This window comes from uncultured Polaribacter sp. (genome assembly GCF_947497695.1).
Lineage (GTDB): Bacteria > Bacteroidota > Bacteroidia > Flavobacteriales > Flavobacteriaceae > Polaribacter.
Genome location: NZ_CANMHM010000009.1, coordinates 22,160 through 47,249, shown reverse-complemented (window position 1 = coordinate 47,249; position 25,090 = coordinate 22,160). Strand labels below are relative to the sequence as shown.

Annotated in this window: 24 protein-coding genes; 3 read left to right on the top strand and 21 right to left on the bottom strand. The window is 30.5% G+C overall.

All coding sequences use genetic code 11. From position 1 onward, the window contains the following. Positions 1-8 precede the first annotated feature (8 nt). From Q0731_RS09980 to Q0731_RS09935, 10 genes are all read right to left on the bottom strand, one after another. Positions 9-1,736, bottom strand: a complete 1,728-nt coding sequence (locus tag Q0731_RS09980) for a SulP family inorganic anion transporter (RefSeq protein WP_299063460.1) — start codon at positions 1,734-1,736, stop codon at positions 9-11. 70 nt (positions 1,737-1,806) lie between these two features. After that, positions 1,807-2,829 (bottom strand): Holliday junction branch migration DNA helicase RuvB, encoded by a 1,023-nt coding sequence (ruvB, locus tag Q0731_RS09975; protein ID WP_299063457.1) that lies wholly within the window; start codon positions 2,827-2,829, stop codon positions 1,807-1,809. Between the two features lie 109 nt (positions 2,830-2,938). After that, complete coding sequence (locus Q0731_RS09970) at positions 2,939-4,720, bottom strand: cbb3-type cytochrome c oxidase subunit I (RefSeq protein ID WP_299063454.1); 1,782 nt, start codon at positions 4,718-4,720, stop codon at positions 2,939-2,941. Positions 4,721-4,753: 33 nt separating this feature from the next. After that, positions 4,754-5,761 (bottom strand): cytochrome c oxidase subunit II, encoded by a 1,008-nt coding sequence (locus Q0731_RS09965; protein ID WP_299063451.1) that lies wholly within the window; start codon positions 5,759-5,761, stop codon positions 4,754-4,756. 37 nt (positions 5,762-5,798) lie between these two features. After that, on the bottom strand, positions 5,799-7,202 hold the full coding sequence (locus Q0731_RS09960; RefSeq protein WP_299063448.1) for a quinol:cytochrome C oxidoreductase: 1,404 nt from the start codon (positions 7,200-7,202) through the stop codon (positions 5,799-5,801). 26 nt (positions 7,203-7,228) lie between these two features. Further along, the gene (locus Q0731_RS09955; protein ID WP_299063446.1) at positions 7,229-7,777 is read right to left on the bottom strand and encodes a cytochrome c; all 549 of its coding nucleotides are present in this window, start codon (positions 7,775-7,777) and stop codon (positions 7,229-7,231) included. Positions 7,778-7,787: 10 nt separating this feature from the next. Further along, positions 7,788-8,315, bottom strand: a complete 528-nt coding sequence (locus Q0731_RS09950; protein ID WP_299063443.1) for a DUF3341 domain-containing protein — start codon at positions 8,313-8,315, stop codon at positions 7,788-7,790. 2 nt (positions 8,316-8,317) lie between these two features. Beyond that, positions 8,318-9,772: an NrfD/PsrC family molybdoenzyme membrane anchor subunit gene (gene nrfD / locus Q0731_RS09945; protein WP_299063441.1), complete on the bottom strand. Its 1,455-nt coding sequence runs from the start codon at positions 9,770-9,772 to the stop codon at positions 8,318-8,320. Positions 9,773-9,834: 62 nt separating this feature from the next. Beyond that, positions 9,835-12,885 carry a TAT-variant-translocated molybdopterin oxidoreductase gene (locus tag Q0731_RS09940; RefSeq protein WP_299063438.1) on the bottom strand — a complete coding sequence of 1,017 codons (3,051 nt, stop codon included), beginning with the start codon at positions 12,883-12,885 and terminating at the stop codon, positions 9,835-9,837. A gap of 72 nt (positions 12,886-12,957) precedes the next feature. Then, complete coding sequence (locus Q0731_RS09935; RefSeq protein ID WP_299063435.1) at positions 12,958-14,265, bottom strand: cytochrome c3 family protein; 1,308 nt, start codon at positions 14,263-14,265, stop codon at positions 12,958-12,960. A 194-nt stretch (positions 14,266-14,459) separates the two neighbouring features. Between Q0731_RS09935 and Q0731_RS09930 the strand changes: the two genes are divergently transcribed. Further along, the gene (locus tag Q0731_RS09930; RefSeq protein WP_299063432.1) at positions 14,460-14,828 is read left to right on the top strand and encodes an SPOR domain-containing protein; all 369 of its coding nucleotides are present in this window, start codon (positions 14,460-14,462) and stop codon (positions 14,826-14,828) included. Between the two features lie 163 nt (positions 14,829-14,991). Here Q0731_RS09930 and Q0731_RS09925 read toward each other — a convergent pair whose 3' ends face one another. The 4 genes from Q0731_RS09925 to Q0731_RS09905 form a co-directional block, all read right to left on the bottom strand. Next, positions 14,992-15,555 (bottom strand): DUF2911 domain-containing protein, encoded by a 564-nt coding sequence (locus tag Q0731_RS09925; protein ID WP_299063429.1) that lies wholly within the window; start codon positions 15,553-15,555, stop codon positions 14,992-14,994. A 199-nt stretch (positions 15,556-15,754) separates the two neighbouring features. Then, positions 15,755-17,866: a ferrous iron transport protein B gene (feoB, locus tag Q0731_RS09915; RefSeq protein WP_299063423.1), complete on the bottom strand. Its 2,112-nt coding sequence runs from the start codon at positions 17,864-17,866 to the stop codon at positions 15,755-15,757. Positions 17,867-17,872: 6 nt separating this feature from the next. Beyond that, complete coding sequence (locus tag Q0731_RS09910) at positions 17,873-18,097, bottom strand: FeoA family protein (RefSeq protein WP_299063421.1); 225 nt, start codon at positions 18,095-18,097, stop codon at positions 17,873-17,875. A gap of 87 nt (positions 18,098-18,184) precedes the next feature. Then, on the bottom strand, positions 18,185-18,865 hold the full coding sequence (locus Q0731_RS09905) for an SCO family protein (protein WP_299063419.1): 681 nt from the start codon (positions 18,863-18,865) through the stop codon (positions 18,185-18,187). A 173-nt stretch (positions 18,866-19,038) separates the two neighbouring features. Between Q0731_RS09905 and rseP the strand changes: the two genes are divergently transcribed. Further along, positions 19,039-20,385: an RIP metalloprotease RseP gene (rseP, locus tag Q0731_RS09900; protein ID WP_299063416.1), complete on the top strand. Its 1,347-nt coding sequence runs from the start codon at positions 19,039-19,041 to the stop codon at positions 20,383-20,385. Between the two features lie 58 nt (positions 20,386-20,443). Here the strand turns inward: rseP and Q0731_RS09895 are convergent, their stop codons facing one another. Both Q0731_RS09895 and Q0731_RS09890 read right to left on the bottom strand, forming a co-directional pair. After that, positions 20,444-21,178 carry an energy transducer TonB gene (locus tag Q0731_RS09895; protein ID WP_299063414.1) on the bottom strand — a complete coding sequence of 245 codons (735 nt, stop codon included), beginning with the start codon at positions 21,176-21,178 and terminating at the stop codon, positions 20,444-20,446. A 133-nt stretch (positions 21,179-21,311) separates the two neighbouring features. Beyond that, the gene (locus Q0731_RS09890; RefSeq protein WP_299063412.1) at positions 21,312-21,917 is read right to left on the bottom strand and encodes an FAD-dependent oxidoreductase; all 606 of its coding nucleotides are present in this window, start codon (positions 21,915-21,917) and stop codon (positions 21,312-21,314) included. 115 nt (positions 21,918-22,032) lie between these two features. On the opposite strand from Q0731_RS09890, the gene Q0731_RS09885 reads away from it, so the two are divergent. Beyond that, positions 22,033-22,608 (top strand): DUF3109 family protein, encoded by a 576-nt coding sequence (locus tag Q0731_RS09885; RefSeq protein ID WP_299063410.1) that lies wholly within the window; start codon positions 22,033-22,035, stop codon positions 22,606-22,608. A 130-nt stretch (positions 22,609-22,738) separates the two neighbouring features. Here Q0731_RS09885 and Q0731_RS09880 read toward each other — a convergent pair whose 3' ends face one another. The 5 genes from Q0731_RS09880 to umuD form a co-directional block, all read right to left on the bottom strand. Beyond that, positions 22,739-22,945, bottom strand: a complete 207-nt coding sequence (locus Q0731_RS09880) for a helix-turn-helix transcriptional regulator (protein ID WP_299063405.1) — start codon at positions 22,943-22,945, stop codon at positions 22,739-22,741. A 1-nt stretch (position 22,946) separates the two neighbouring features. Continuing rightward, positions 22,947-23,453 (bottom strand): DUF2975 domain-containing protein, encoded by a 507-nt coding sequence (locus Q0731_RS09875; protein WP_299063402.1) that lies wholly within the window; start codon positions 23,451-23,453, stop codon positions 22,947-22,949. Positions 23,454-23,456: 3 nt separating this feature from the next. Further along, on the bottom strand, positions 23,457-24,047 hold the full coding sequence (locus Q0731_RS09870) for a DUF2975 domain-containing protein (protein ID WP_299063400.1): 591 nt from the start codon (positions 24,045-24,047) through the stop codon (positions 23,457-23,459). Positions 24,048-24,278: 231 nt separating this feature from the next. Next, the gene (locus Q0731_RS09865) at positions 24,279-24,623 is read right to left on the bottom strand and encodes a DUF3024 domain-containing protein (protein ID WP_299063395.1); all 345 of its coding nucleotides are present in this window, start codon (positions 24,621-24,623) and stop codon (positions 24,279-24,281) included. Positions 24,624-24,648: 25 nt separating this feature from the next. After that, positions 24,649-25,083, bottom strand: a complete 435-nt coding sequence (umuD, locus tag Q0731_RS09860; protein WP_299063392.1) for a translesion error-prone DNA polymerase V autoproteolytic subunit — start codon at positions 25,081-25,083, stop codon at positions 24,649-24,651. Between the last annotated feature and the right edge of the window lie 7 nt (positions 25,084-25,090).

Genomic DNA, 25,090 nt, shown 5'->3' with positions numbered 1-25,090 from the left:
AATTTCTTTTAATTGTATGCTTGATGAATGTATTTAGCATATCTATCTTGGTGTTTTCTATCTCCTGTTTTATAAAACTTAACAGCATCATTTGGTCTCATAAAAAAATGATTGAGGTCTATAATTTCTAAGAGTCCACTTCTAAAAAAATCGTCTCTTACTGGTCCTTTTACAGCAGCTAATAAAAAAAGAATGTCCTTCTTTTTATAAAATTTAATTCGCTCTTTTAACATTTCTATTCCTGTACTATCTACTCTATTGATGCTTTCTGCATCTAAAACAATTAATTTTAAAGCTGTTCCTTTTTCATCTACCATTTCATCTAATTTGTCTCTAAAATAGCTTGAGTTGGCATAAAAAATCTGAGCATCAAACCTGAAAATTAAAATTTCATCTTCTATAATCACTTCTTCAAAACGACTTTTATTTCTGTAAAAATTTGAGTTTGGTACTTTTCCTAATTCAGCTACATAAGGTCTAGAGGTTCTAAAAATTAATACAATTAACGAGAGTCCTACTCCAACAATAATACCAAATTCAATTCCTAGTAATAAAGTGCCCATAAATGTGGCAAACATCAACCAAAAATCTAAATGATTTGCTTTCCATAAAAAAGTAGCTTCTTTAAAATTGACCAATCCAAAAACAGCTACAATAATAATTGCAGCCAACACAGTTTTTGGTAGATGATAAAATAAAGGTGTTAAAAAAAGTAATGTAAAAACAACCATTACAACTGATATTAAAGCAGCCATACCTGTTTTTGCACCACTTTCTTGGTTTATTGCTGAACGAGAAAAACTTGAGGTGGTTGGATAAGCTTTAAACAAAGAGCCTACCATATTACTTAAGCCTAAAGCTATTAATTCTTGATTGGGTCTTATTCTGTATTCATCTTGTTTTGCTTCTAAAGATTTACCTATGGATATTGTTTCTAAATAACCAACCATTACCAATGTAAATGCAATGGGCAACAACTCTCTTATTTGGTCTAAATCAAATTCTGGTATACCAAACAAAGGCAAACCAGAAGGAATATCTTTTACCATGGAAATATCGCCAAGTGTTTTACCAAAATACTTCATCAATAAAATTCCAACAACAACAACAATTAATGCATTGGGTATTTTTTTGTTGATTTTTCTAAAGATGATAATCAAGATAACAGAAGTTAAACCAATAATAGTTGTAGGTAAATGATACGTTGTTATACGTTGCCAAATATCAATTAAAAGATACTGTATTTGATCACTTTGTATAAAATTGACACCAAATAAATTTCTAAACTGATTAAAGCCAATAATTAATGCTACTGCAGATGTAAAACCTGTAATAACTGGTTTAGATAGAAAGTTTACAATAAATCCTAAACTAAAAACCCCCATAATAAATTGGATGGCTCCAACCATTAAAGCCAATAAAATAGCAATAGATATATAACTTTCAGAACCAGCTAAAGCCAATGTAGAAACCCCTGTTGCTACTATTAAGGAATCCATGGCAACAGGTCCAATGGCTACTTGCCTTGAAGATCCAAAAATAGCGTACATTATTTGAGGAAATAATGCACTGTACAAACCATAAATTGGTGGCAAACCTGCAATTAATGCATAAGCAATTCCTTGTGGAATTAAAATAATACCTACTGTGATACCTGCAACTAAATCACCCTTAAAAAGGGAAGTGTTGTAGTTTGGTAACCAATCTAAAATTGGTATTATTTTTTTAATATTCATATTTTTCAGCCTTTTGCTTTTGGCTCTTTGCTTTTAGCCAATAGCTAAATTATATAAGCTAATAGTCATTTTAAAACAATTCTCCTTGGGTTCTTCCTTTTTCTCTTCCTAAATGTGTGTAAGCTAATTCTGTTACTTCTCTACCTCTTGGTGTTCTCATGATAAAACCTTGCTGTATTAAAAAAGGTTCATAGACTTCTTCAATAGTTTCTGTATTTTCTGAAACAGCAGTAGCTATAGTACTTAATCCTACTGGACCTCCTTTAAATTTATCGATAATGGTTAATAATATTTTATTATCCATTTCATCTAAGCCATGTGCATCTACATTTAGGGCTTTTAAAGCATATTTTGCAATTTCTATGGTTATGGTTCCATCACCTTTTATTTGTGCAAAATCTCTAACTCTACGTAATAATGCATTTGCTATTCTTGGAGTTCCTCTACTTCTACCTGCAATTTCTATGGCTGCTTCCATTGCAATGGGAACTCCTAAAATATGTGCACTTCTTTGAATAATTGTTGTTAAAAGGTCTGTTTTATAATAATGTAATCTGCTACTAATTCCAAAACGAGCTCTCATAGGTGCTGTAAGTAAACCAGAACGAGTTGTTGCACCAATTAATGTAAAGGGTTCTAAATTGATTTGAACTGTTCTGGCATTTGGCCCAGATTCAATCATAATATCAATTTTATAATCTTCCATAGCAGAATATAAATACTCCTCTACAATAGGGCTTAAACGATGAATTTCATCAATAAACAACACATCCCTTTCATCAAGGTTTGTTAATAAGCCTGCTAAATCACCTGGTTTGTCTAAAACAGGACCAGAAGTAACTTTTATACCTACTTCTAATTCGTTTGCTAAAATGTGTGCTAAAGTTGTTTTTCCTAAACCTGGAGGACCATGAAAAAGAGTATGATCTAAAGCTTCGTCTCTTTGATTGGCTGCTTCAACAAAAACTTTTAAATTATCTAAGGCTTGATCTTGACCTGTAAAATCATCAAAAGAAAGCGGACGTAATTTTTTTTCTACGTCTAAATCTTCGTTTGATAAATTGTCGTTTTCAGGATTTAATTTTTCATTCATAACTACAAAGATAAATGTTTTTAAAATACATTTTTGTAAGAAATGTTACACAACAAAAAAACCTTTCCAAATTGGAAAGGTTTTTAATATATTTTGTAAAGTAATGATTTTAAGATTCTTCTTCTCCTTCTAATAAAGGAGTCGTTTGTAAAACGTAATCTTGACCATGTAAGTAATCACTATCATCATCTTTTGGATCGACTCTTTTACTGTAATCATAAGCCCATCTATGTACTTCTGGTAATTTTCCAGGCCAATTTCCATGAATGTGTTCAACAGGAGTTGTCCATTCTAAAGTGTTCGATTTCCAAGGATTTTGTGTTGCCTTTTGTCCTCTATACATTGAGATAAAGAAATTAGCAATAAATAATATCTGAGCAAGACCACCAACAAAAGCAAACATTGTAATTACTACATTGATATCTGATAAATCATCAAACATTGGAAAGTTTGTATTTGTATAATATCTTCTTGGTAAACCTGCCAAACCAATAAAATGCATTGGCCAGAAAACACCATAAGAACAGATAATTGTAATCCAAAAATGCCAATAGCCTAAAGTTTTATTCATCATTCTACCGTACATTTTAGGGAACCAGTGGTAAATACCAGCATACATTCCAAAAATTGCAGATACTCCCATTACTAAGTGAAAGTGTGCTACTACAAAGTAAGTATCATGTATATTAATATCTAGTGCAGAATCTCCAAGAACTAAACCTGTTAAACCTCCTGTAACAAAAGTAGAAACTAATCCAATAGAAAATAACATTGCTGGGTTTAATTGGAGATTTCCTTTCCATAAAGTAGTGATATAATTAAAAGCTTTTACAGCTGAAGGAATTGCAATTAATAAGGTTGTAAAAGTAAATACAGACCCTAAAAAAGGATTCATACCTGAAATAAACATGTGATGCCCCCATACAATTGTAGATAAGAATGCAATTGCTAAGATAGAACCTATCATTGCTCTATATCCAAAAATTGGTTTTCTAGAGTGGGTTGATATAATTTCTGATGTGATACCTAATGCTGGTAACAATACAATATAAACCTCTGGATGCCCTAAGAACCAAAATAAGTGTTCATATAAAACTGGTGATCCTCCTTGATAATGCAATACTTCACCAGATATAAAAATATCAGATAAGTAAAAAGAAGTACCAAAACTTCTATCGAACATTAATAATAATGCTGCAGATAACAATACAGGAAATGAAACAACACCTATAATAGCTGTTACAAAAAATGCCCAAATTGTTAATGGCATTCTTGTCATCTTCATTCCTTTAGTTCTTAAATTAAAAACAGTTACAATATAGTTTAATGCCCCAATTAAAGATGAAGCAACAAATATTGACATAGAAACTAACCAAAGGGTCATACCTGTTCCAGAACCTGGAATTGCTTGTGGTAATGCAGATAATGGTGGATAGATTGTCCAACCTGATGATGCAGGTCCTGCTTCAATAAAAAATGAGCAAACCATAATTACACTAGATAGGAAAAACAACCAATAAGATACCATATTCATAAACCCTGAAGCCATATCTCTTGCTCCAAGTTGTAATGGTATTAGTAAATTAGAAAACGTACCACTTAAACCCGCAGTTAAAACAAAGAATACCATTATAGTACCATGTATAGTAACCAAAGCTAAATAAAAATCTGGATCCATAACACCATCTGTTTGATGATGCCCTAAAAATGCTTCAACTATAGAAAAAGATTTTTCTGGCCATGCAAGTTGTAGTCTCATTAACATAGACATCATAACAGCTATAATTCCCATAATTATTCCTGTAACCAAGAATTGCTTAGAAATCATTTTATGATCTTGACTAAATATGTATTTTGTTACAAATGTTTCTTTATGATGATGTTCTGACATAATCTTTTAATTTGTAGTGTCTTTTAATTATAATTATTTAATAACTGATGCTAACGTTGGTTGTTCTGCAATCCATTTGTTATACTCTTCTTCCTCTACCACTGTAATTTTCATTTGCATGTTGTAATGAGAAGCTCCACAAATTTTATTACATAACAAAAGATAATCAAATACATAAGGCTCTTCACCTTTTTCTTTTCTTATTTTGTTAATACCATTCGTCTTTTTAATAACTTCTTCTTTTCTTCTCATTTCTTCGGTAGTGTACTTTGGTGTAAAACCAAATTCAGTAACCATACCAGGTACACAATTCATCTGTGCCCTAAAGTGTGGCATATAAGCTGAATGTAAAACATCTTGAGAACGGAACTTAAAGTGTATTTTTCTACCTTTAGGTAAGTATAATTCTGTGACTTGTTTATCGTCTTGTGAATTCTTATCAGACATATCAACACCCATAGTGTTCATACCTTTTATATAATTTACGTTTCCTAAACCTAAGGTATTGTCTTCTCCTGCATAACGTGCATCCCATCTAAATTGTTGAGAATATACTTCAATAACAACAGCATCATTTTCATCTGATAAATCCATAACGTTGTTCCATTGCCATAATCCATATCCGATTAAAAATACTAAAACTACTGCTGGAGTGATTGTCCAGATTAATTCTAATTTATGACTATCAGCATAAAACTTTGCTTTTTTGCCTTTTTCTCCTCTATATTTAAAAGTAAAGTAGAAGATTAAGAATTGCATAGCAAATTGTACAATACCAATCAACCAAAAAGTCATATCAAACAATCTGTCATCATGCTCACCCTCAATAGATGCAGACTCTGGTAACATCACTACATTCATGAAGATTAAACAATAAATCATCATTATGTATAAAAATACCATAAAATAAATGGCATATACACCTTGCTTTGCGTTGTCTTCATCTGTAGCAATTACGCCTCTAAAGTCTAAAATTCTGGTTATTTGCCAAAAACTTACACCAATTGCAACAGCTATAAAAATATAAAATAGAGCTAACATATTTATCTAGTCTTAATTATTTTGATTTAATTATTTGTTAGTGATGAGCATCTGAACCCTCACCTCTGTGTTCAATATTATAATAATGGAAATGTTCACTTTCTTTTAAGAAAGGATTTGCTTTCGGTATTGGATTCGCTTTTGCAAAAGAGCTAAATGTAGCGTAAATAAATAGGCCTAAGAAAAATAATAAAGAACCAAATTCTGCAATACCAAAAGACCATTGACCACCAACTGTTCCTGGCATAATCATTACAAAAATATCAATATAGTGTCCTACAAGTATTACAACACCACCAAGTATAACAAACCATGGTAAGCTTTTAAAATCACTGTTTAATAGGACTAATACAGGAAAAACAAAGTTCATAACCACCATTGCTAAAAAGGGCACCTTATATTCGTTAAAACGTTGTGCAAAATAAACTCCTTCTTCAGGAATATCTGCATACCAAATTAACATAAATTGTGCAAACCATAAATAGGTCCAAAATATAGAAAAACCAAACATAAATTTAGCTAAATCGTGAATATGGCTATCATTAACTGCTGGTAAAACACCTTTAGATCTTAAATAAATAGTAACAAGAGCAATCACTGTTACTGCACTAACTAATAAACTAGATAAGACATACCAGCTAAATAAAGTTGAAAACCAATGAGGATCTAATCCCATAATCCAGTCCCAAGCCATCATAGATTCAGTAATCATAAATAGGAATAAGAAAATAACAGAAACATTATAATTTGATTTGTATGTTTTACCATTGTCATTAGCAGTATCTTCTTTAATTGAATTTTTTCTGATAAAAAATCTGTAGGCATTCCAAATAGCTAAATAAAGAACACTTCTAATTGCCCAACCTGGTAAATTCATCCACCAAGACTTACCTGCAACAATTGCGTCATAATTTTCATGACCTGGTGTAAAAGTACCTTCTGCCATCCAAGGAAAAAGATGATTTAAATGCATAACAGCCCCTATAATAACAATTAGCATTACGATAGATGTAGGAACTAAATTTGCTGTAATAGCTTCCATCACTCTAAATAACACAACAGACCAACCTGCTTGTGCTACTCTTTGAATTGCATAAAAAGCCAAAACCAGTAATGTTAATCCTAAAAAGAAAAATAATGCTACATATATTGCTGCCCAAGGTTTGTTTTGTAATTGATGAAAAACATGTTCATCGTGAGATGCATCATGATGCTCACTATGAGCATCTGCAGAAGCATGTTCACTATGTAAATGAGTATCTCCTTTTACATCTCCATGAGAAGTTTCATGACTATCTCCATGTGCAGATTGATGTGCAATAATATCTTTGGCTTGTTCAACAGTTGTTGGTGCTGAATAAAAACCCCATGCAATTCCCACCAAACCAATAAGTATTAGTGCTAATGAGAATGTCTTTAATTTACCTGAGAATTGATACATATCTTTAGTATTCTATCTTTTTGTAATTATTTTAATAAATCTGCACGTAAAACTTCTACGTACTGAGCAATTTGCCAGCGTTCTTTATACGTTAATTGAGATGAGTGAGAACCCATTAAATTTTTACCATGCATTAACACGTGGTAAATACTTCCTTCAGTAATGTCTCTATCTTTGTAACTTGGTATTCCTTCAAACTTTTCTGCTTGAGATAAATAACCATTTCCATTTCCTTTTTTTCCATGGCAAGAAATACAGTAAATTGTGTACATCTTTTTACCATTTTCTAAATTTTCTTCGGATTTTTCAAGCGGAGATTTTAACTCAGTCTTAGCTTTCTGATAACCTTCATTTGTATCAGGGATATCATAGGCAGGATGACCACCTCTAAAAATAGTACCTGCAACAGGTTTGCTATTTACAGGATTACCATTTAAACCATTGTCTCCATCTGTATTATAAGGTACAGATTCGTACATATCTGGCATGTATTGTAGTTGAGGCGTACGTTTATCATTACAAGAAACCATACTTGTAAAAATAACTAGAGCGATAATTAATTTAAAATTCTTCATTATCTATATATTAGTGCTTGTCTACTATATTAATTTCTACAGCTCCTGTTGTTGCTAATAAAGCAGTAATTTCAGCTTCATTGTTATGTACAGGTATTTCCATCAAGAAATGATCATCTGTAGTTCTAGGATCTGGATTTTCTGCATCTTTAAAAGGCCATAATCTACTTCTCATATAGAAAGTTATAACCATTAAATGGGCTGCGAAAAATACTGTTAATTCAAACATAATCGGCACAAATGCTGGCATATTTTCTGCCCAAGAAAAACTTGGTTTACCTCCGATATCCATTGGCCAATTTTGAATCATCATATAATTAGTCATCCAAATAGCAAATGATAATCCTGTGATTCCATAAATGAAAGCAGTAATTGCCAATCTTGTTGGTGCTAATCCCATTGCTTTGTCTAAACCATGTACTGGAAAAGGACAAAATACTTCTTCTATGTGATGACCTTTTGCTTTTACAGTTTTTACTGCATCAAGCACAATCTCATCATCATTATAAAACGCGTGAATAACTTTTGATGATTCCATAATTATTCTTTATTAGATTTATCATTTAAACCTGCATCATTAGCTATCACAATAGCAGGTTTTGTTGGTATCCCTTGTTCTCTTCTCTTCTTATAAAATTCACCAGAAGATTTTAATATTGTTTTTACTTCTGCTTGTGCAATAACAGGGAAGGTTCTTGCATACAATAAGAATAATACAAAGAAAAATCCTATTGTTCCTATAAAGATACCTACGTCTACAAATGTAGGCTCAAAACGCCACCAAGTAGATGGTAAGTGACCTTTACTTAATACAATTGCAATAATATCAAAACGCTCAAACCACATACCAATATTAATTGCAATTGAAATAATAAAAGTAATGATAAAGCTTCTTCTAAATTTCTTAATCCATAATAATTGTGGTGTAATAATATTAAATATTATTAGAGACCAGAAAGCCCAAGCATAAGGACCTGTTGCAGCACCTACAGATAAATAGGTATAGTTTTCATAAGGAGAACCTGTGTACCATGCTATAAAAAATTCTGTTGCATAAGCTACAGCAACAATACCACCTGTTACAATAATTACAATGTTCATATATTCTACGTGAATACGTGTAATATAATCTTCAAGATTTGTAACTTTTCTCATAATTCCTAAAAGAGTTTGCACCATTGCAAATCCTGAAAAGATTGCTCCTGCTACGAAATAAGGAGGAAAAATAGTTGAGTGCCAACCTGGATTGATTGATGTAGCAAAATCCATAGATACAATTGTATGTACAGAAAGTACTAATGGTGTTGCTAAACCAGCAAGTACCAATGATACTTCTTCAAAACGTTGCCAGTCTTTTGCTCTACCAGACCAACCAAATGATAATAATGCGTAAATTTTCTTTTGAAATGGCTTAACAGCTCTATCACGAATCATTGCAAAATCTGGTAATAAACCTGTCCACCAGAAAACTAATGATACAGATAAATAAGTTGATATTGCAAACACATCCCATAATAATGGAGAGTTAAAGTTTACCCATAACGAACCAAATTGATTTGGAAGTGGCAATACCCAATATGCATTCCAAGGACGTCCCATGTGAATAATAGGAAATAATCCTGCTTGAAAAACGGCAAAAATTGTCATTGCCTCTGCAGAACGGTTAATTGCCATTCTCCATTTTTGGCGAAATAATAAAAGTACTGCTGAAATCAATGTACCAGCGTGACCAATACCAACCCACCAAACAAAGTTTGTGATATCCCAAGCCCATCCAATGTTCTTGTTTAATCCCCAAACTCCAATACCAGTACCAATAGTGTAAAAAATACATCCAAATCCCCAAAGCATTGCTGCTAATGAAATATAAAATGCGATGTACCAGTTTTTATTTGCAGTACCTTCTATTGGCTTTGCAATGTCTTCTGTAATATCGTGATAACTTTTATCACCTAATACTAAAGGTTCCCTTATGGGTGCTTCGTAATGAGACATATTTTTATTACTTAGTTTATAATAGTTTTTAAACTTTCAAAGATATTAAACTTTGAATTTTATTACGCTTCGTTTGTATTCTTTACTTTTACTTGATATACTACATTAGGCTTCGTTTGAAGATAATCTAATACATGGTATGCTTTTTTATCTTCTGCTAAGGCAGCTACTTTATCTTCTTTATTATTTACATCTCCAAAAACCAAAGAACCTGTAGTACATGCAGATGAACAAGCTGTTTCAAATTCGTCTGTTTTTACTGCTCTACCTTCTTTCTTTGCTTTTAAAATAGTTGCTTGTGTCATTTGAATACACATAGAGCATTTTTCCATAACTCCTCTAGAACGCACTACAACATCTGGGTTTAAAACCATTTTACCATATTCGTTGTTCATATTAAAGTCAAATTCATCATTATTATTGTACTTAAACCAATTAAAACGACGAACTCTATATGGACAGTTGTTTGCACAATATCTTGTACCCACACATCTATTATAAGTCATTTGATTTTGACCTTGACGACCATGAGTTGTTGCAGCAACAGGACAAACAGTCTCACAAGGAGCATGATTACAATGCTGACACATCATTGGTTGAAAAGTAACCTCAGGGTTTTCTGCTTCTGTTTCTAAAACTTTGTATAAGTCTCCACCACTTAAGCCCATTTCTTTAGCTTCTTCACGTGTTTCAACTTCAGAAGAATAATATCTATCAATACGCAACCAATGCATATCTCTACCAATTCTAACTTCATTTTTACCAACAACAGGTACATTATTTTCTGCATGACATGCTACAACACACGCTCCACAACCTGTACAAGATGTTAAGTCAATAGATAAATTAAAATGATGACCAACTTCTCTATTGTGCTCATCCCATAAATCAATAGATTTTGCTTCTACTTCTTGATGATCATAAGAAACAAAAGCTGGTTTGTTCCAAGAATGTTTTGGATCTGCACTACTTGTAACTTCTTTTAGGGAAGCAACTTTTAAAATATCATGTCTACCTGCAATAGTTTTTTGCACTTGCGTACAAGCAAACTTATGTGTACCAGATACTTTTTCTATTGATACTCCGTATTGAATATTATTTGCATTAGTGTATAATGGATATGCATTAACACCTACTTGCATTTCTTCTTTTAAACCAAAAGTCTTACCAAAACCAACAGCTAAACCAACAGATCCTTTTGCTTGACCTGGTTGAATTAATACTGGAACTGTAACTTCTTTACCATTAACAGAAACCTTTGCAAAATCTCCATTAATTGCTCCGTTATCTTTTACAGGATTAGAAAAACCTAATACTTTTGCATCTGCCAAAGACATTGTTAAGTAATTATCCCAAGAAGCTCTTGTTATTGGATCTGGTAATTCTTGTAACCAAGGATTGTTTGCTTGCTTACCATCTCCTAAACCAGTTTTAATATATAAGTTTAACTCCATTGCTGAAGCTTTTGTATTCTTCTTTAATAAACTAGCTGCATCAGCAATAGAAACATCTGCTAATTGTTCAGTACTGGTTGAAGATGACTTTGTGAAAAAACCATTATGTAAAGCTTTATTCCATGAAGCTCCGTTTAAAACATTAGTAGACCAAAAACTTTTTAAATAGTCATAATAAGAAGTACTATTACCAGTTAACTTTAACAACGTGTCTTGAATTTGACGCGTTTTAAATAAAGGCTGAATTGTAGGTTGAACTAAACCATAATTTCCTTCGGAAAAATGAGTGTCTCCCCAAGATTCTAGGAAATGTGATGCAGGAAGCACATACTCCATTGCATTTACTGTTTCATTATTCTCTACAGATAATGCTACTTTTAAATCAACTTTATTTAATGCTTCTGTAAATTCTGATGCATTTGGTAAAGAATAAGAAGGATCTATATTTAAAGTTAAAAGTCCTCCTATTTTACCAGATTTCATATCTGAAACTAAAGCCTGAACTTCTTTAAAATTACCTTGACGGATATTTAAAGAGGTATTAGGATCTAAAATCTCACTGTTTAAAGCTTTGTTAATTGCTAAAGAAATTAATTGTGCATTTACATCATTAATACCTGTCATTACAACCCCTTTAGAGCCTGCTTTTTTAAGTACGGATGCTAATTTTTTAATTTCTCCGTCAATAGGAGTTGCATTTGAAGAAACAGATGCTCCTGTAATTTGATTGTATAAATTGATCAAAGCAAAAACAACATCAGAAGGTTTTGCAACCACTCTTTTATCTGAATTTGCTCCTGTAAGAGACATATTACTTTCTACTTGAACATGGTAAGACATTTTACCAGTTTCTGATTTTCTACCTGCGACATAATTTTTTTCAAAACCACCATGAAAATCCCCTAAGAAATCTGCACCAAATGAAACAATTGCTTCCGCATTTTGTAACTTATAATTAGGCAATGCTCTTTTACCATACATTGCTTTAAAAGCATCTGCTGCTGCATCTTCTGAAACAGCATCATAAATAACATGTTTCGCATTTGGATTTGCAACTAAAAACTCAGCAATAATTTTATCTGTTGATGGACTTGCCATGGTACCTGATAAAAGAACAACGGATTTATTTGCTTCTTTTAACTCGTTTAATTTAGCTGCTATTTCTTTATCAGCATCTGACCAAGAAATTGCTTCACCTCCTTTGGTAGGTTCTTTTAAACGTAATTGTTCATCATATAAAGATAAAACGGCAGCTTGTACTCTTGCACTTGTAGTACCATTTGCCTCTTTATTTGGCATGATTTGAATTGGACGACCTTCACGTGTTTTAACCAACACATTTGCAAAATCGAATCCATCTGCAATAGAAGTTGCGTACCAATCTGCAACACCAGCTATTATATCGTCTGGCTTTACAACATAAGGAATTGATTTAACCACAGGACCTTCACAAGCAGCTAAAGAAGCTGCTGCTGTAGTAAAACCAACATATTTTAAGAAATCTCTACGCGTAGTAGAAGAATTCTCTAATGTTTCTTTATCTCCTAAAAATGATTCAGTAGAAATGTCTTCTACAAACTCATTTTTACTTAACGTTTCAACAATAGGACTATCTTTTAGTTCCTCAACACTTTTCCAGTATTTTTTGTTTGAAGCCATTTATATCTAGTTATTAGTTGTTAGTTTTAATTGTTAGTTTTCACTAAACCCAAACTATCTTTTCTTCTTTTATTAATAGTGACATTTACCACACTCTAATCCACCTAACTGAGCAGCTGTAACTTTTTCTACACCATACTTTTTAGCTAGTTGTTCGTGAATTTTAGCATAATATTCATTTCCTTTCAAATCTACCTTTGTTTCTCTGTGACAGTTGATACACCAACCCATTGTTAACGAAGAGTATTGATACATTTCTTCCATCTCCTCTACAGGTCCATGACATGTTTGACATTCTAAACCACCAACAGTTACGTGTTGTGAGTGATTAAAATATACAAAATCTGCCAAATTATGAATACGAACCCATTTAATTGGTTTTTCTACACCTGTATACTCTAAATTATCAACATCCCATCCAGATGCATCGTATATTTTAGCAATTTCCTTATCTAATTCTTCTTTACCAAGAACAACACCATCTTCTAATTCAACAACAGTAGTTTCTGCAACTTCTGCAATATTCATGTGACAATTCATACAAACATTTACAGATGGTATACCAGAATGCTTACTATGTTTTGCTGACGAATGACAATATTGACAATCTATTTTATTATCTCCAGAGTGTATTTTGTGTGAAAATACAATAGGTTGAATTGGTTGATAACCTTGATCCACACCAACTTTAAATAATGTACCAAAGAAAATATAAATTCCTATCAAAATTAAAAGTATGGTTGCTAATACTTTTAAGAAAGTATTTTTCTTTACACCCTCCCAAAGTTCACTTAAATCTTGCTTAAGATTAGCACCTTGCTTTACTGCTGTATTCCCTTTAAGTTCATTTACTTGTTTTAACAAACTTGCAATCATCAAAAAGGCAACAACTATAGCAGCGGCTAATATATATATTAACCAACCTGGTGCATTTGAAGTAGATTGTACATTTGCTACACCTGCTTCATCAGCAACTACTTTCTTTTTAATTTCGCCAATAGTTGTATAATATAGAATATCGTCTATATTTTGATCTGTCAACTGAGGAAACGCACTCATTGCAGCACCATTATACTCTTCATAGATTGCTATTGCATCCTTGTCTCCAGTAGCTCTAAATTCCGCATTATTTCTAATCCAAGCTTTTAACCATGTATTCTCTCTTCTCTGCTCAACGTTACCTAAAGCAGGACCCACAAGTTTCCTGTCTAATTTATGACAAGAAGCACATTGTGATTTGTATATTTTTCTTCCTTCTTTATGACGAGCTTCATCAACTTCTTGCGAATACGAAGACAAGCTTAACGCAAAAAATAAGAAAAAAGCAAAACCCTTTACGAGTCCTCTAGTAAGCCTAATGTGCAATTCTACACTTTTCATATTCAAACTTTGTTTAAAAAATATCTAATATAAAATGATAAAAGTCATTTTTTTTCTGTCGTACAAAAGTACTACTTCTTCCTAAAATTTGGAAAACTTAACTGAGGTTAAACATTAATTTATAATTAGTCTAAATAATAAGTTTTACTAACTTATTAACAAACTAGTCTTTATTTTAGCAAAAAATATTTAGAATGAGAATTAAATTAAAACCGCTTTCTTTTTTTGTTGTTTTACTTACAACAAGTTACATCACATTTTCACAAAATAAAACAAATGAAACAACAGAAATTAAAAGCATAATTTCTAAAAAAAGAAGCTTTAATAATACCTATGGTTTTGGATTTAGGATACAGTTGTACAATGGTAATGAGCAAAAAGCAAGAGCTTTTAAAGCTCGGTTTGAAGCAGAATTTCCTGGAAATTTTTCAAAATTAATATATAATGCTCCTGAATGGAAAGTACAAGTAGGTAATTATAAAACAAAACTAGAAGCTGATAAAGATTTGATGAAGTTTCAAAAAAAATTCACTGGTATTATTGTAATTCCAATGGGTAAGTAGTTTAGATAAAACTAATTACCTCTACTAAAATGACTTAATTATAAAAATGGAATCATAACTAATTTATGATTCCATTTTATGTTTATTGCTAGTAATAACTCAAGTCTTAATCACCTTTTATTTTAATATTTATTCTATTTTAATATTCATTTAGGTAGATGTGTTATTTTTCAATAATTTCTTCAATATCTAATGAGACAATAACATTTGCCCAACCTAAAAACATTGTAACCTTATTATCATTGTTTTCTTCAAAAGCAATTGAAAGTGCTTCAATTATTTTTTTTGATTCAGATACTTTGGCAGCAACTCTTAAAACATCATTCTTTTGATCATAAGTATAATGACCCCAAACATTTCTAACAGAACTAAGAATAAAAGTCCATTCGTTTTCTGTAGGAATAGTAAATAAAGTATAAGTACCTGCTTTTACCTCTATTCCTCCAAACAGAACATTTTTAAAAAAAGTAATTTCAGTAGCTTCATTTGCTCCTGTTCTCCAAACTCCTTTCTTAGAAACTGATGCCAAATCAGACAAAGACCTTCCTTTTAATTGTGGTCTTCCATAGATTATTTTTACCAATTTGTCTGAATTTTTCCAATCTATTGGATAGGTTGCTGCATCCATAGGACTAATATCTAACCTAGGAAATTTTTGTGCTAAAATATCTGTTGATGGAAAAATTAAGAATATAAAAAGACTAGTTATTAAAAGGAGATTTTTCATTTTACTTTTTTTGATGTATGTAAGTTATTTCATCAAAAATAGAAATTCTTACATTCTAAGACTTCATTTTTAGTGTTAAAATACTTTTAACAACCACAGCCTGAACCACAACTTTTATCCTTTTTAGAAGGGAAGATATATTTTCTTACTAAAAAAATAATTGCTAAAAAGACAAGACTATATGCTATTATTTCTTGCATTAACTTAAAATTTGATAGGTTATAAATGAAGCAACATACGCCAATAAACCCATGCCAAATAACTGAATTAAAGGCCATTTCCAGGTTTTGGTTTCTCTTTTAACAATAGCTAAAGTTGCCATACATTGCATGGCAAATGCGTAAAAAACCATTAAAGACATTCCTACAGAAAAATTAAACCTATTTTTTCCTGTATCTGGATTTATTTCTGATCGCATTTTTTGTTTAATTGTAGTGGTATTTTCATCATCTGCTTGCACACTGTATATTGTTGCTAAAGTACCTACAAAAACTTCTCTTGCTGCAAAAGATGTAATTAAAGCAATTCCTATTTTCCAATCATAACCTAAAGGTTTAATAGAAGGTTCTATTGTTTTACCTAAAATACCAATATAGGAGTTTTCTAATTTTGCTGATGCTATTTTTTGTTGCAATTCTTGCTCAGATAAACTATTATTTGAAAGGTTTTCTATGGTGTTTTTCTCAGCATCATCAAAAGAAGTAGGTCCATTTGAAGCTAAAAACCAAAGTACAATTGAGAATGCTAAAATAATTTTACCTGCTTCAAAAACAAACGATTTTGTTTTTTCTACTACTTCAAAAAAAATATTTTTAATGGATGGTATTTTATAATTAGGCATTTCTACCACAAAAAATGATTTTGTTTTTATTTTTAATGTTTTATGCAAAATATAGGCAGCAATAATTGCAGTAGCAAAACCCAATGCATATAATGCTAATAAAACCAAACCTTGAATATTTAAAAATCCAAATATTTTTGTTTCAGGTATTACTAAAGAAATTAAAATTGCATATACAGGCAAACGTGCAGAACAAGTTGTAAAAGGTACTACCAAAATAGTTATTAACCGTTCTTTCCAACTACTAATTGTTCTGGTTGCCATTACTGCAGGTATTGCACATGCAGTACCAGAAATCAAAGGAATTACACTTTTGCCATTCATCCCAAAACGACGCATAATTTTATCCATCAAAAAAACAACACGACTCATGTAACCTGTTTCTTCTAAAACTGCAATAAATAAAAATAAAATAGCTATTTGAGGTATAAAAATAAGTACACCTCCAATTCCTGGAATAATTCCCTCTGTTAATAAATCTGTAAAAACACCACTTGGCAAATTACTCTTTGCAAAACTAGCTAATTCTGCAAACGTACCATCAATGAGGTCCATTGGTAAAGAAGCCCATTCAAAAATAGATTGAAAAATAACTAACAATAAGAAAACAAAGAAAAAATATCCAAAAAATTGATGCGTAAATACTCTATCTAATTTACCACGTAAGTCTTTTGCTTTAGTTTTATCAACTATATATGTTTTTTTAAGAATTTTATTAATTTCTTGATATCTGTAAATGGTTTCTTTGTGCTGATATTTCTTTAATTTAGAAACATCCTTTTTAAAAGCAAGTAATTTTTGTTTTTCTTCGGATGAAATTGCGTCTGGATAATTACTCTGTGTTACCATCAACCATAATTCATACAACGAATAATTAGGACTAATTTCTTTTAATTTTGTAAAATAATCTGGATCAATTTGATTATTTATTCCACACAAGGGAGATGCTTTTGCAGCAACATGACAACGAATAATTGCTGCTTTTACAGCATCAATACCTTCATTTTTTCTGGCACTAATTAAAACTACTTCTGTATTTAATTCTTTTTTTAAGAGTGATAAATCAATCGTAATTCCCTTTCTATTCATTTGATCAACCATATTGATTGCCAAAACAGTTGGTACTTCTAAATCTTTAATTTGCGAAAAAAGTAACAGATTACGCTTTAAATTTTCAACATCTGCTACAACTAAAATAACATCTGGAGATTCTTTAATATCTTTTTTTAATAACGTTTTTAAAACAATACTTTCGTCTAAAGAAGTAGGGTTTATACTATAAGTTCCTGGTAAATCTGTAATAACAGCATTCTGTGTAGCTGATAATTTACTAATACCTTCTTTTTTATCAACAGTAATACCTGGGTAATTACCTACTTTTTGATTTAAACCTGTAAGTTGATTAAAAAGTGATGTTTTCCCTGTATTAGGATTCCCAATTAAAGCAACTTTTATATCGTTTTTAGACATGGAAATTTAACTTTTAAGAATTTGAATTTTAGAAGCAGTTTCTATTCTAATCGCTAAATGACTTCCATTCACACAAATATATAATGGATCTTTTAAGGGCGCAATTTGCACTAATTGAACTTCAGCACCAGGCAAGCAACCCATTTCTAATAATTTTAAAGGAATAAAATCTAAAGACTCTTCAGAAATATATCCGATTTCTCCTTTTTGTAATGTTGCTATTGTGCTCACTCGTTTTTGGTATAAAAAGATTCCCGCAAAAAAGCGGGAATCATAAATTTTCAACAAAGATAATCATTTAGAATGATTCTAAACAACTTATTTTGACGCATATTCTGCTTTTAGCAAAACAATATCTGCTTTTAACTTTTCAATATCTGCTTTTTCTGTGCCATCATAATAACCACGAATACGTCTTTCTTTATCTACCAAAACAAACTGCTCTGTGTGTATAAAATCATTTTCATCACCATTACCTTCTTCTAAAACAGCAAAATAACTTTTTCTAGCCAACTCGTAAATATGTTTTTTAGCACCTGTTGTTACATTCCATTTTCCATCAATAACCCCCTTTTTATCTGCATATTTTTTTAAAACAGAAACACTATCCATAACAGGAGTTACAGAATGAGATAAAAACATAATATCGCTATCGTTTTTATAAAACTCTTGCAATTCACTCATATTATAAGCCATGGCAATACAAATGGTTTGGCAACGTGTAAAGAAAAAGTCTGCAACATAGATTTTATCTTTATAAGTATCATTTGTAACTGTTTTTCCATTTTGGTTGATGAGATTAAAATCTGCAATAGTATGATTTTTTTGAACATGTAACATGCTATCATCTACCAATCTTGGGTTTACATCAACAGGATTATAAATTTTAAGACGATTATCAACTTTTAATAAATGATAAAAAACAGGAATTGCAGCTGCAGAAAAAACAGCTAAAAAAATAAGTGTCGGAATCGATTTTTTAAAAAATTTTATGTCCATAAAAACATTTTTATAGTTACAAAATTACAATTTAAAATATCCACAGAAAAGAGTTTAAAGACATCATCTATCTAAAATGTTTGTTAAAATAAAAACGTAGCTTAATTAGTTCTTTTGCAACTCTCTTTAAAAACGTACATTTGTGCGTTTTTTAATTAATGATTTAACACTGAATGGAAATATTAATAAAAGCATCGCAATTTATACTAAGTTTATCTTTATTGATTGTATTGCACGAATTAGGGCACTTTATCCCTGCAAAATTATTTAAAACTAGAGTAGAAAAGTTCTACTTATTCTTTGATTATAAATTTTCACTTTTTAAGAAAAAAATTGGGGATACTGTTTATGGAATTGGTTGGATTCCTTTAGGTGGATATGTAAAAATATCTGGAATGATTGATGAAAGCATGGATACTGAGCAAATGGCATTGCCACCTCAACCTTGGGAATTTCGTTCTAAACCTGCATGGCAACGTTTAATTATTATGTTGGGTGGAGTTTTTGTGAATTTTGTGTTGGGTATTTTTATTTATATACTATTAATGTATGCTTATGGAGAAAAGTTTTTACCAAACGATAATTTAACAGATGGTATTTGGGTACAAGATTCTTTAGCTATAAACTTAGGTTTACAAACAGGAGATAAAGTATTAAGCATTGATGGAGAAAAAGTTAAAAAATTCTCTGAATTAACTCTAGGTTTTGTGAATGGTAATAACTTTCAAATTGAAAGAAATGGAACTGTAGTAGATAAAGTAATTCCAGAAGATTTTATTTCTCAATTAGTAGACAGAGGCAAAGATGCTGGTGCTATTTTACTACCTAGATATCCTTTTGTAATTGCAAGTGTTTCTGAAGATTCTCCTAACAAAAATGCTGACCTAAAAGCTAAAGATATTGTTGTTGCAATTAATGGTAATACAGTAAAGTATTTTGATGAAGCACAAGTAGAACTAAATAAATTTAAAAATCAAGAAGTTACTTTAACAGTTAAACGAGGAAATGAAACAAAAGCAATTCCTGTAAAAATTAATGATCATGGTAAAATTGGTGTTGGTTTAGGCCAATTGTCTTTTACTGACTTAGAAAAATTAGGCTACTATAATTTATCTGAAATTGAATACTCTTTTGCAGAAGCAATTCCTGCAGGATGGAACAAATCTGTAAAAACACTTACAGATTATATGAAACAATTAAAGAAAATTTTTAATCCAAGTACAGGTGCCTATAAAGGTTTGGGGGGGTTTATTTCTATAGGAAGTATTTTTCCTTCTGAATTTAGTGCAGAATCATTTTGGAACATCACAGCATTTTTATCTATTATGTTAGGTTTTATGAACCTTTTACCAATACCTGCTTTAGATGGTGGACACGTAGTTTTTACTCTTTGGGAAATGATTACAGGTAAAAAACCAGGAGATAAATTTTTAGAATACGCACAAGTAACTGGTTTTATTCTTTTAATTGCCTTGTTACTTTTTGCAAATGGAAATGATATATTTAGGCTGTTTAAATAAAATAAACTCTTAATAATAAACAATAAAACCCAGCTAAATAGCTGGGTTTTATTGTTTATTAATTTCTAACTTCAAAAGTTATTGGTATGCTATAACTAACACCAACTGGTTTTCCTCTTTGTTTTCCTGGTGTAATTTTAGGTAAAGAGCCAATAATTTCTGCAACTTCTTTTTCTAATCTAGGATGAGGCCCTCTTGCTTTAATGTTAGAGATACCTCCTTCTCTATTGATTGTAAAAAGTACAAATAATCTCTTTCTACCTGGGCTTAAACCCAACTCGTTTGCCAAATTAGTATTAAATTTTCTACTAAAAAAAGTTGTTACTTTTTTTGTGAAACATTTTTTTAACTCTGCATTATTACCTTTACAGCCTGGATACACAGGTACATTTTCAATTAATACAAAAGGAATGTCTTCTTCAAAAACTTCTCCTTCTTGTATTTCAACAATATCATCTGTATTTACAACAACACTTTCTGTTTCATCTGTTTCTGTAGATTCTATAATCGTTTCTTCTACCTCTTTATCATCCTTTACAATTTTAATTTGTTCTACAACAGGAGGTGGAGCAACACTATTAGGTGGTTTTACTACTTTAATTTGAACAATAGGTATATCTTCTTGCATCTCATCAATCATTACCACTTCTCCTAAATCTTTTAATACATTTTTTTCATAGGTTTTGTGGTCAATTAAAGTGTGTACAATAAATAAGGAAAGTGCTAATCCTATTTGTAAGAAAATTTTACTATAATTTTCTAGCTGTAGTTTTGGGTGTTTTTTTATTTCCATTTTAAAATCCTTTTAAGTTTGTATAAAAATTAATAGGCTATCTAAAAATAGTCATGGAGTAAAAGAGTAAGATATCTAACTAATTACTCGATATAAAAGTAGAAAAGAAAAAAAGTTTAAAACATGATTTTCATCATGCCTTATCATGCACTTTTGTAGGAATATCATCATTCCAAAGTGTTAGTATATCTGTAGCAACACTTGCACCACTTCCTGCTGCAATTGCAAACTGACTTCTAAAACCAGCAATTGTGCCACAACAATACAAACCTTGTTTTATAAGATGATGCTTGTTTTTAAGTTGAATTCTGTCTTTTGTAGGATTTGCTCTTTGATGAGGGATTATAAACGATTCTAAACCCTTTATTGTGAAAGGCTTAGAGTAATTTAAAGCAATAATAACTATTTTACTGAAGTAGGTATTTTTATTTGTTTTAATCTGATACCCTTTTTCATCGTTTAAAACTGCTAAAACTTTTTCACTTTCTATTTGATGAACATGAGGATATAAAGTAGAAAGTTGTTGTTTACCCTCAACCAATATATCTTTTCCTAAAGTTTTAGGTGCCAAACCTAATACATTATTAAACAATGCATCTTGCAAATGAGATGTTTTTTGATGGGTAATAATTCCAATATTTTTATCCTTTGCAAAATCTTTATTTTTTGCAGAACCTAGTACTAATGCACATTGCAATCCTGCTACACCTCCACCAACAATAATAACATCAAAATTCATTTTAATAAAAAAGTTTTAATATAAGAATCTATAATATTTGAATAATTTACAAAAACAGAAAAGTTAGTTTGTAAAAACGTAAAGTTATAGAAAAAAATAAGACTATTTTTGTAATATGTTTCAACTAGGAAAAACGATTGTATCAGAAGATATTATAGAAAAAGATTTTGTTTGTAATCTGTCTGCATGTAAAGGTGCTTGTTGTGTAGATGGTGAAGCAGGTGCACCTCTAGATAAAGAGGAAACTAAAATTTTAGAGGCTATTTATCCCAAAGTAAAACCCTTTTTAAGAAAAGAAGGTATTGCTGTTATAGAAAAAGAAGGTACTTGGGTTACTAGTGAATGGGGAGAGTTAGAAACTCCTTTAATTAATGGTGCAGATTGTGCCTATGTTATTTTTGATGAAAAAAATACTGCTCTTTGTGCTATTGAAGAAGCATATAATTCTGGCGAAATAGACTGGAAAAAACCTGTTTCTTGTCATTTATACCCAGTAAGAGTAAAAGAATATAGCGAATTTGCTGCTGTAAATTACCACAAATGGGAAATTTGCGATGATGCTTGTACTCTTGGTAAAGAATTACAAGTACCTGTTTACAAATTTGTAAAACAAGCTTTGATAAGAAAGTTTGGAGAAGATTGGTATGCAGAGTTAGAAAAAGTAGCTGAAAAGCATTTAAACAAGGAGTAATTGTAATAAAATCCATCTAAAATTGTCACTTCGATTCTAATGACAAATTACATAAAGAAAAGAACGCAAAACTTGAGCTACTTTATGTTATTTCTCCTATCGTCAGAATGACAAAACTCTGGGTGTTAAATTACGCTTCTTTATATTCTAAAATATCTGCTGGTTGGCAATCTAAAGCCTTACAAATAGCTTCTAAAGTAGAAAAACGAACCGCTTTTGCTTTGCCCGATTTTAAAACAGATAAGTTTGCCGTAGTAATGCCAATAATTTCTGCCAATTCTTTACTCCGCATTTTGCGTTTGGCAAGCATTACATCTAAATTTACGATGATTGGCATATTATATAGTTAAATCGTTTTCTTGTTGAATTTCTTTTGCCTTTTCTAAGATTTTACTAAATATGATTAGAAAAAATCCAATAATCATTAGAAAATATAGCATAAAAAGAAAGTCATTATTCAATTTTAGACCAGAGAATGTTCCATTAATTACATCAATCCAAATTTTAAAAGTACCAACAAAAGCTGAATAGTGAAAAAATTTTCCAGATTTATGAAATAGTTTGATTTTTTCATCATTGAAAATTTCATTAATCTGTTTTATTTTTAAGGTTTTAATTAAATAAGAAACACCAATAATAAAAATAAGAATAGCTATAAATTTAATTAAAAAAATAATCCAAATCCAATAAGAAGAATACATTTCAATATTTGAAATGCTAAGGTAAGATAAATCATCCTCCATAAAAGCAAATAAAGCTTTAATGGGATATACTACTATTATACCAACAAAAAATATTGTGTATAAATATTTTATCGACTTTTTTAGTTCTAAAATTTCTTTCATATTCTAAATAGTTAAATCTTTTTCTTGCTGTAACAAATTTCCTTCTTTAAAAATTTCTGCCATAATAAAAGAAATTAGCATTAAAATTAAAGATGTAAATTCTATACGTATTCCACTTTTACCACCCTGCTGAAATTCCAAGATTTCAAAACTCGTTAATAAAAAAATAATAAATATATATTTTCCTATTTTTCTAAAGGATTTAATATTATTTTCTTGGAAAGTTTTATGGTTTTTAGCAGACTGCATTATTTTTTGAAACTCTCTAATAGCTAAAAAAATAAAAATTAAGATAGCAGAAAGCTTAAAATAAATAAAATATAAAGAAGAAGTTTTTAATTTATTTAAAGTAAACACCTCTTTATCATCAGCTTTACTATCAATTTTCCAACTTTTATACTTTCCAAAATGAATAGAATTTCCAAAGTTTATACCTGATGAAATATTTTGGCCAAAGTGATTTTTTTTATAACTCTCTGGTGATATCTGAACATGTACAAATAAAGCCGTTAAAGCAATAAACATTAATACATAAAAAATCTGAATACATTTACAAGCAGCAATTGCAATATTTAAAAGTTTATTTTTTTTCATAGTAATTTGTATTTGAGATTACAAACATACAAAAATTATTGATAAACAATAATAAAACATTAAAAAAAGGTAATTTTACTATTTTTTGATAAAAATAGATTACAAAAAAATACCTCACAGGTTTAGATACTGAATCGAGTTCAATACAAGAACCTGTAAGGTCTGAATAGACTTTAAAAAGTAAAACTAGGTTTATATTTTAGTTGATTTAAGAAAAGTAACTATCTAAAATTACCCAAAAAAACAACCGTGTTTGTCTTTTTTTATAACTTCAATAATTTCTCCTAAATGTGTAGAAACCGGAAAAGGTTGGTAAAGTTGCCATTTTTCATCAGATTTCATCCAGTATAAATTCCACTCTTTTTTAGATTTGTAATATCTAAATTTAGCAAACTCTAGTTGTATCTTTTCTTTAGGATTCATAAAATCTGGACGAATTTCGTATAATATAACCACTTTTCCATCATAAGAATACCCAATATCAACTTGCTTTCTCATTTCTAGATCTTCTGGTCGTAAAGATTCTACATACTTTTTTATAGTTGCTTCATTGATATCAATTACTTTATTTGCCATTATAAATATGTTATATTTTAGAGTTTTAAACTTTTTTAATCACGCTTGTTACAATGCCCCAAATCATAAAATCGTTTTCTTCTGTAATTTTTATAACTGGGTAATTAGGGTTTTCTGGTTGTAACCAAACTTCATTTTTTTCTACACGTAAGCGTTTTACAGTAAACTCGCCATCTAAAAAACAAACGGCAATTTTATTGTTGGTAGGTTCTAAACTTCTGTCAATTACTAATAAATCATCATCATCTAAACCAGCATTAATCATAGATTGCCCTTTTACTTTTGCAAAAAAAGTAGCGTCTTTATTCTGAATCAGTTCATCATCTAGAGAAATTCTAGTTTCTCTAAAATCATCTGCAGGAGAAGGAAAGCCAGCAGCAATACCAACATCAACCAAAATAGCTCCGTTACCAGAAGATATTTTTGGTGTAAAAAAAGTAAGTGTTTTAGATGTTTTCATTTAATAG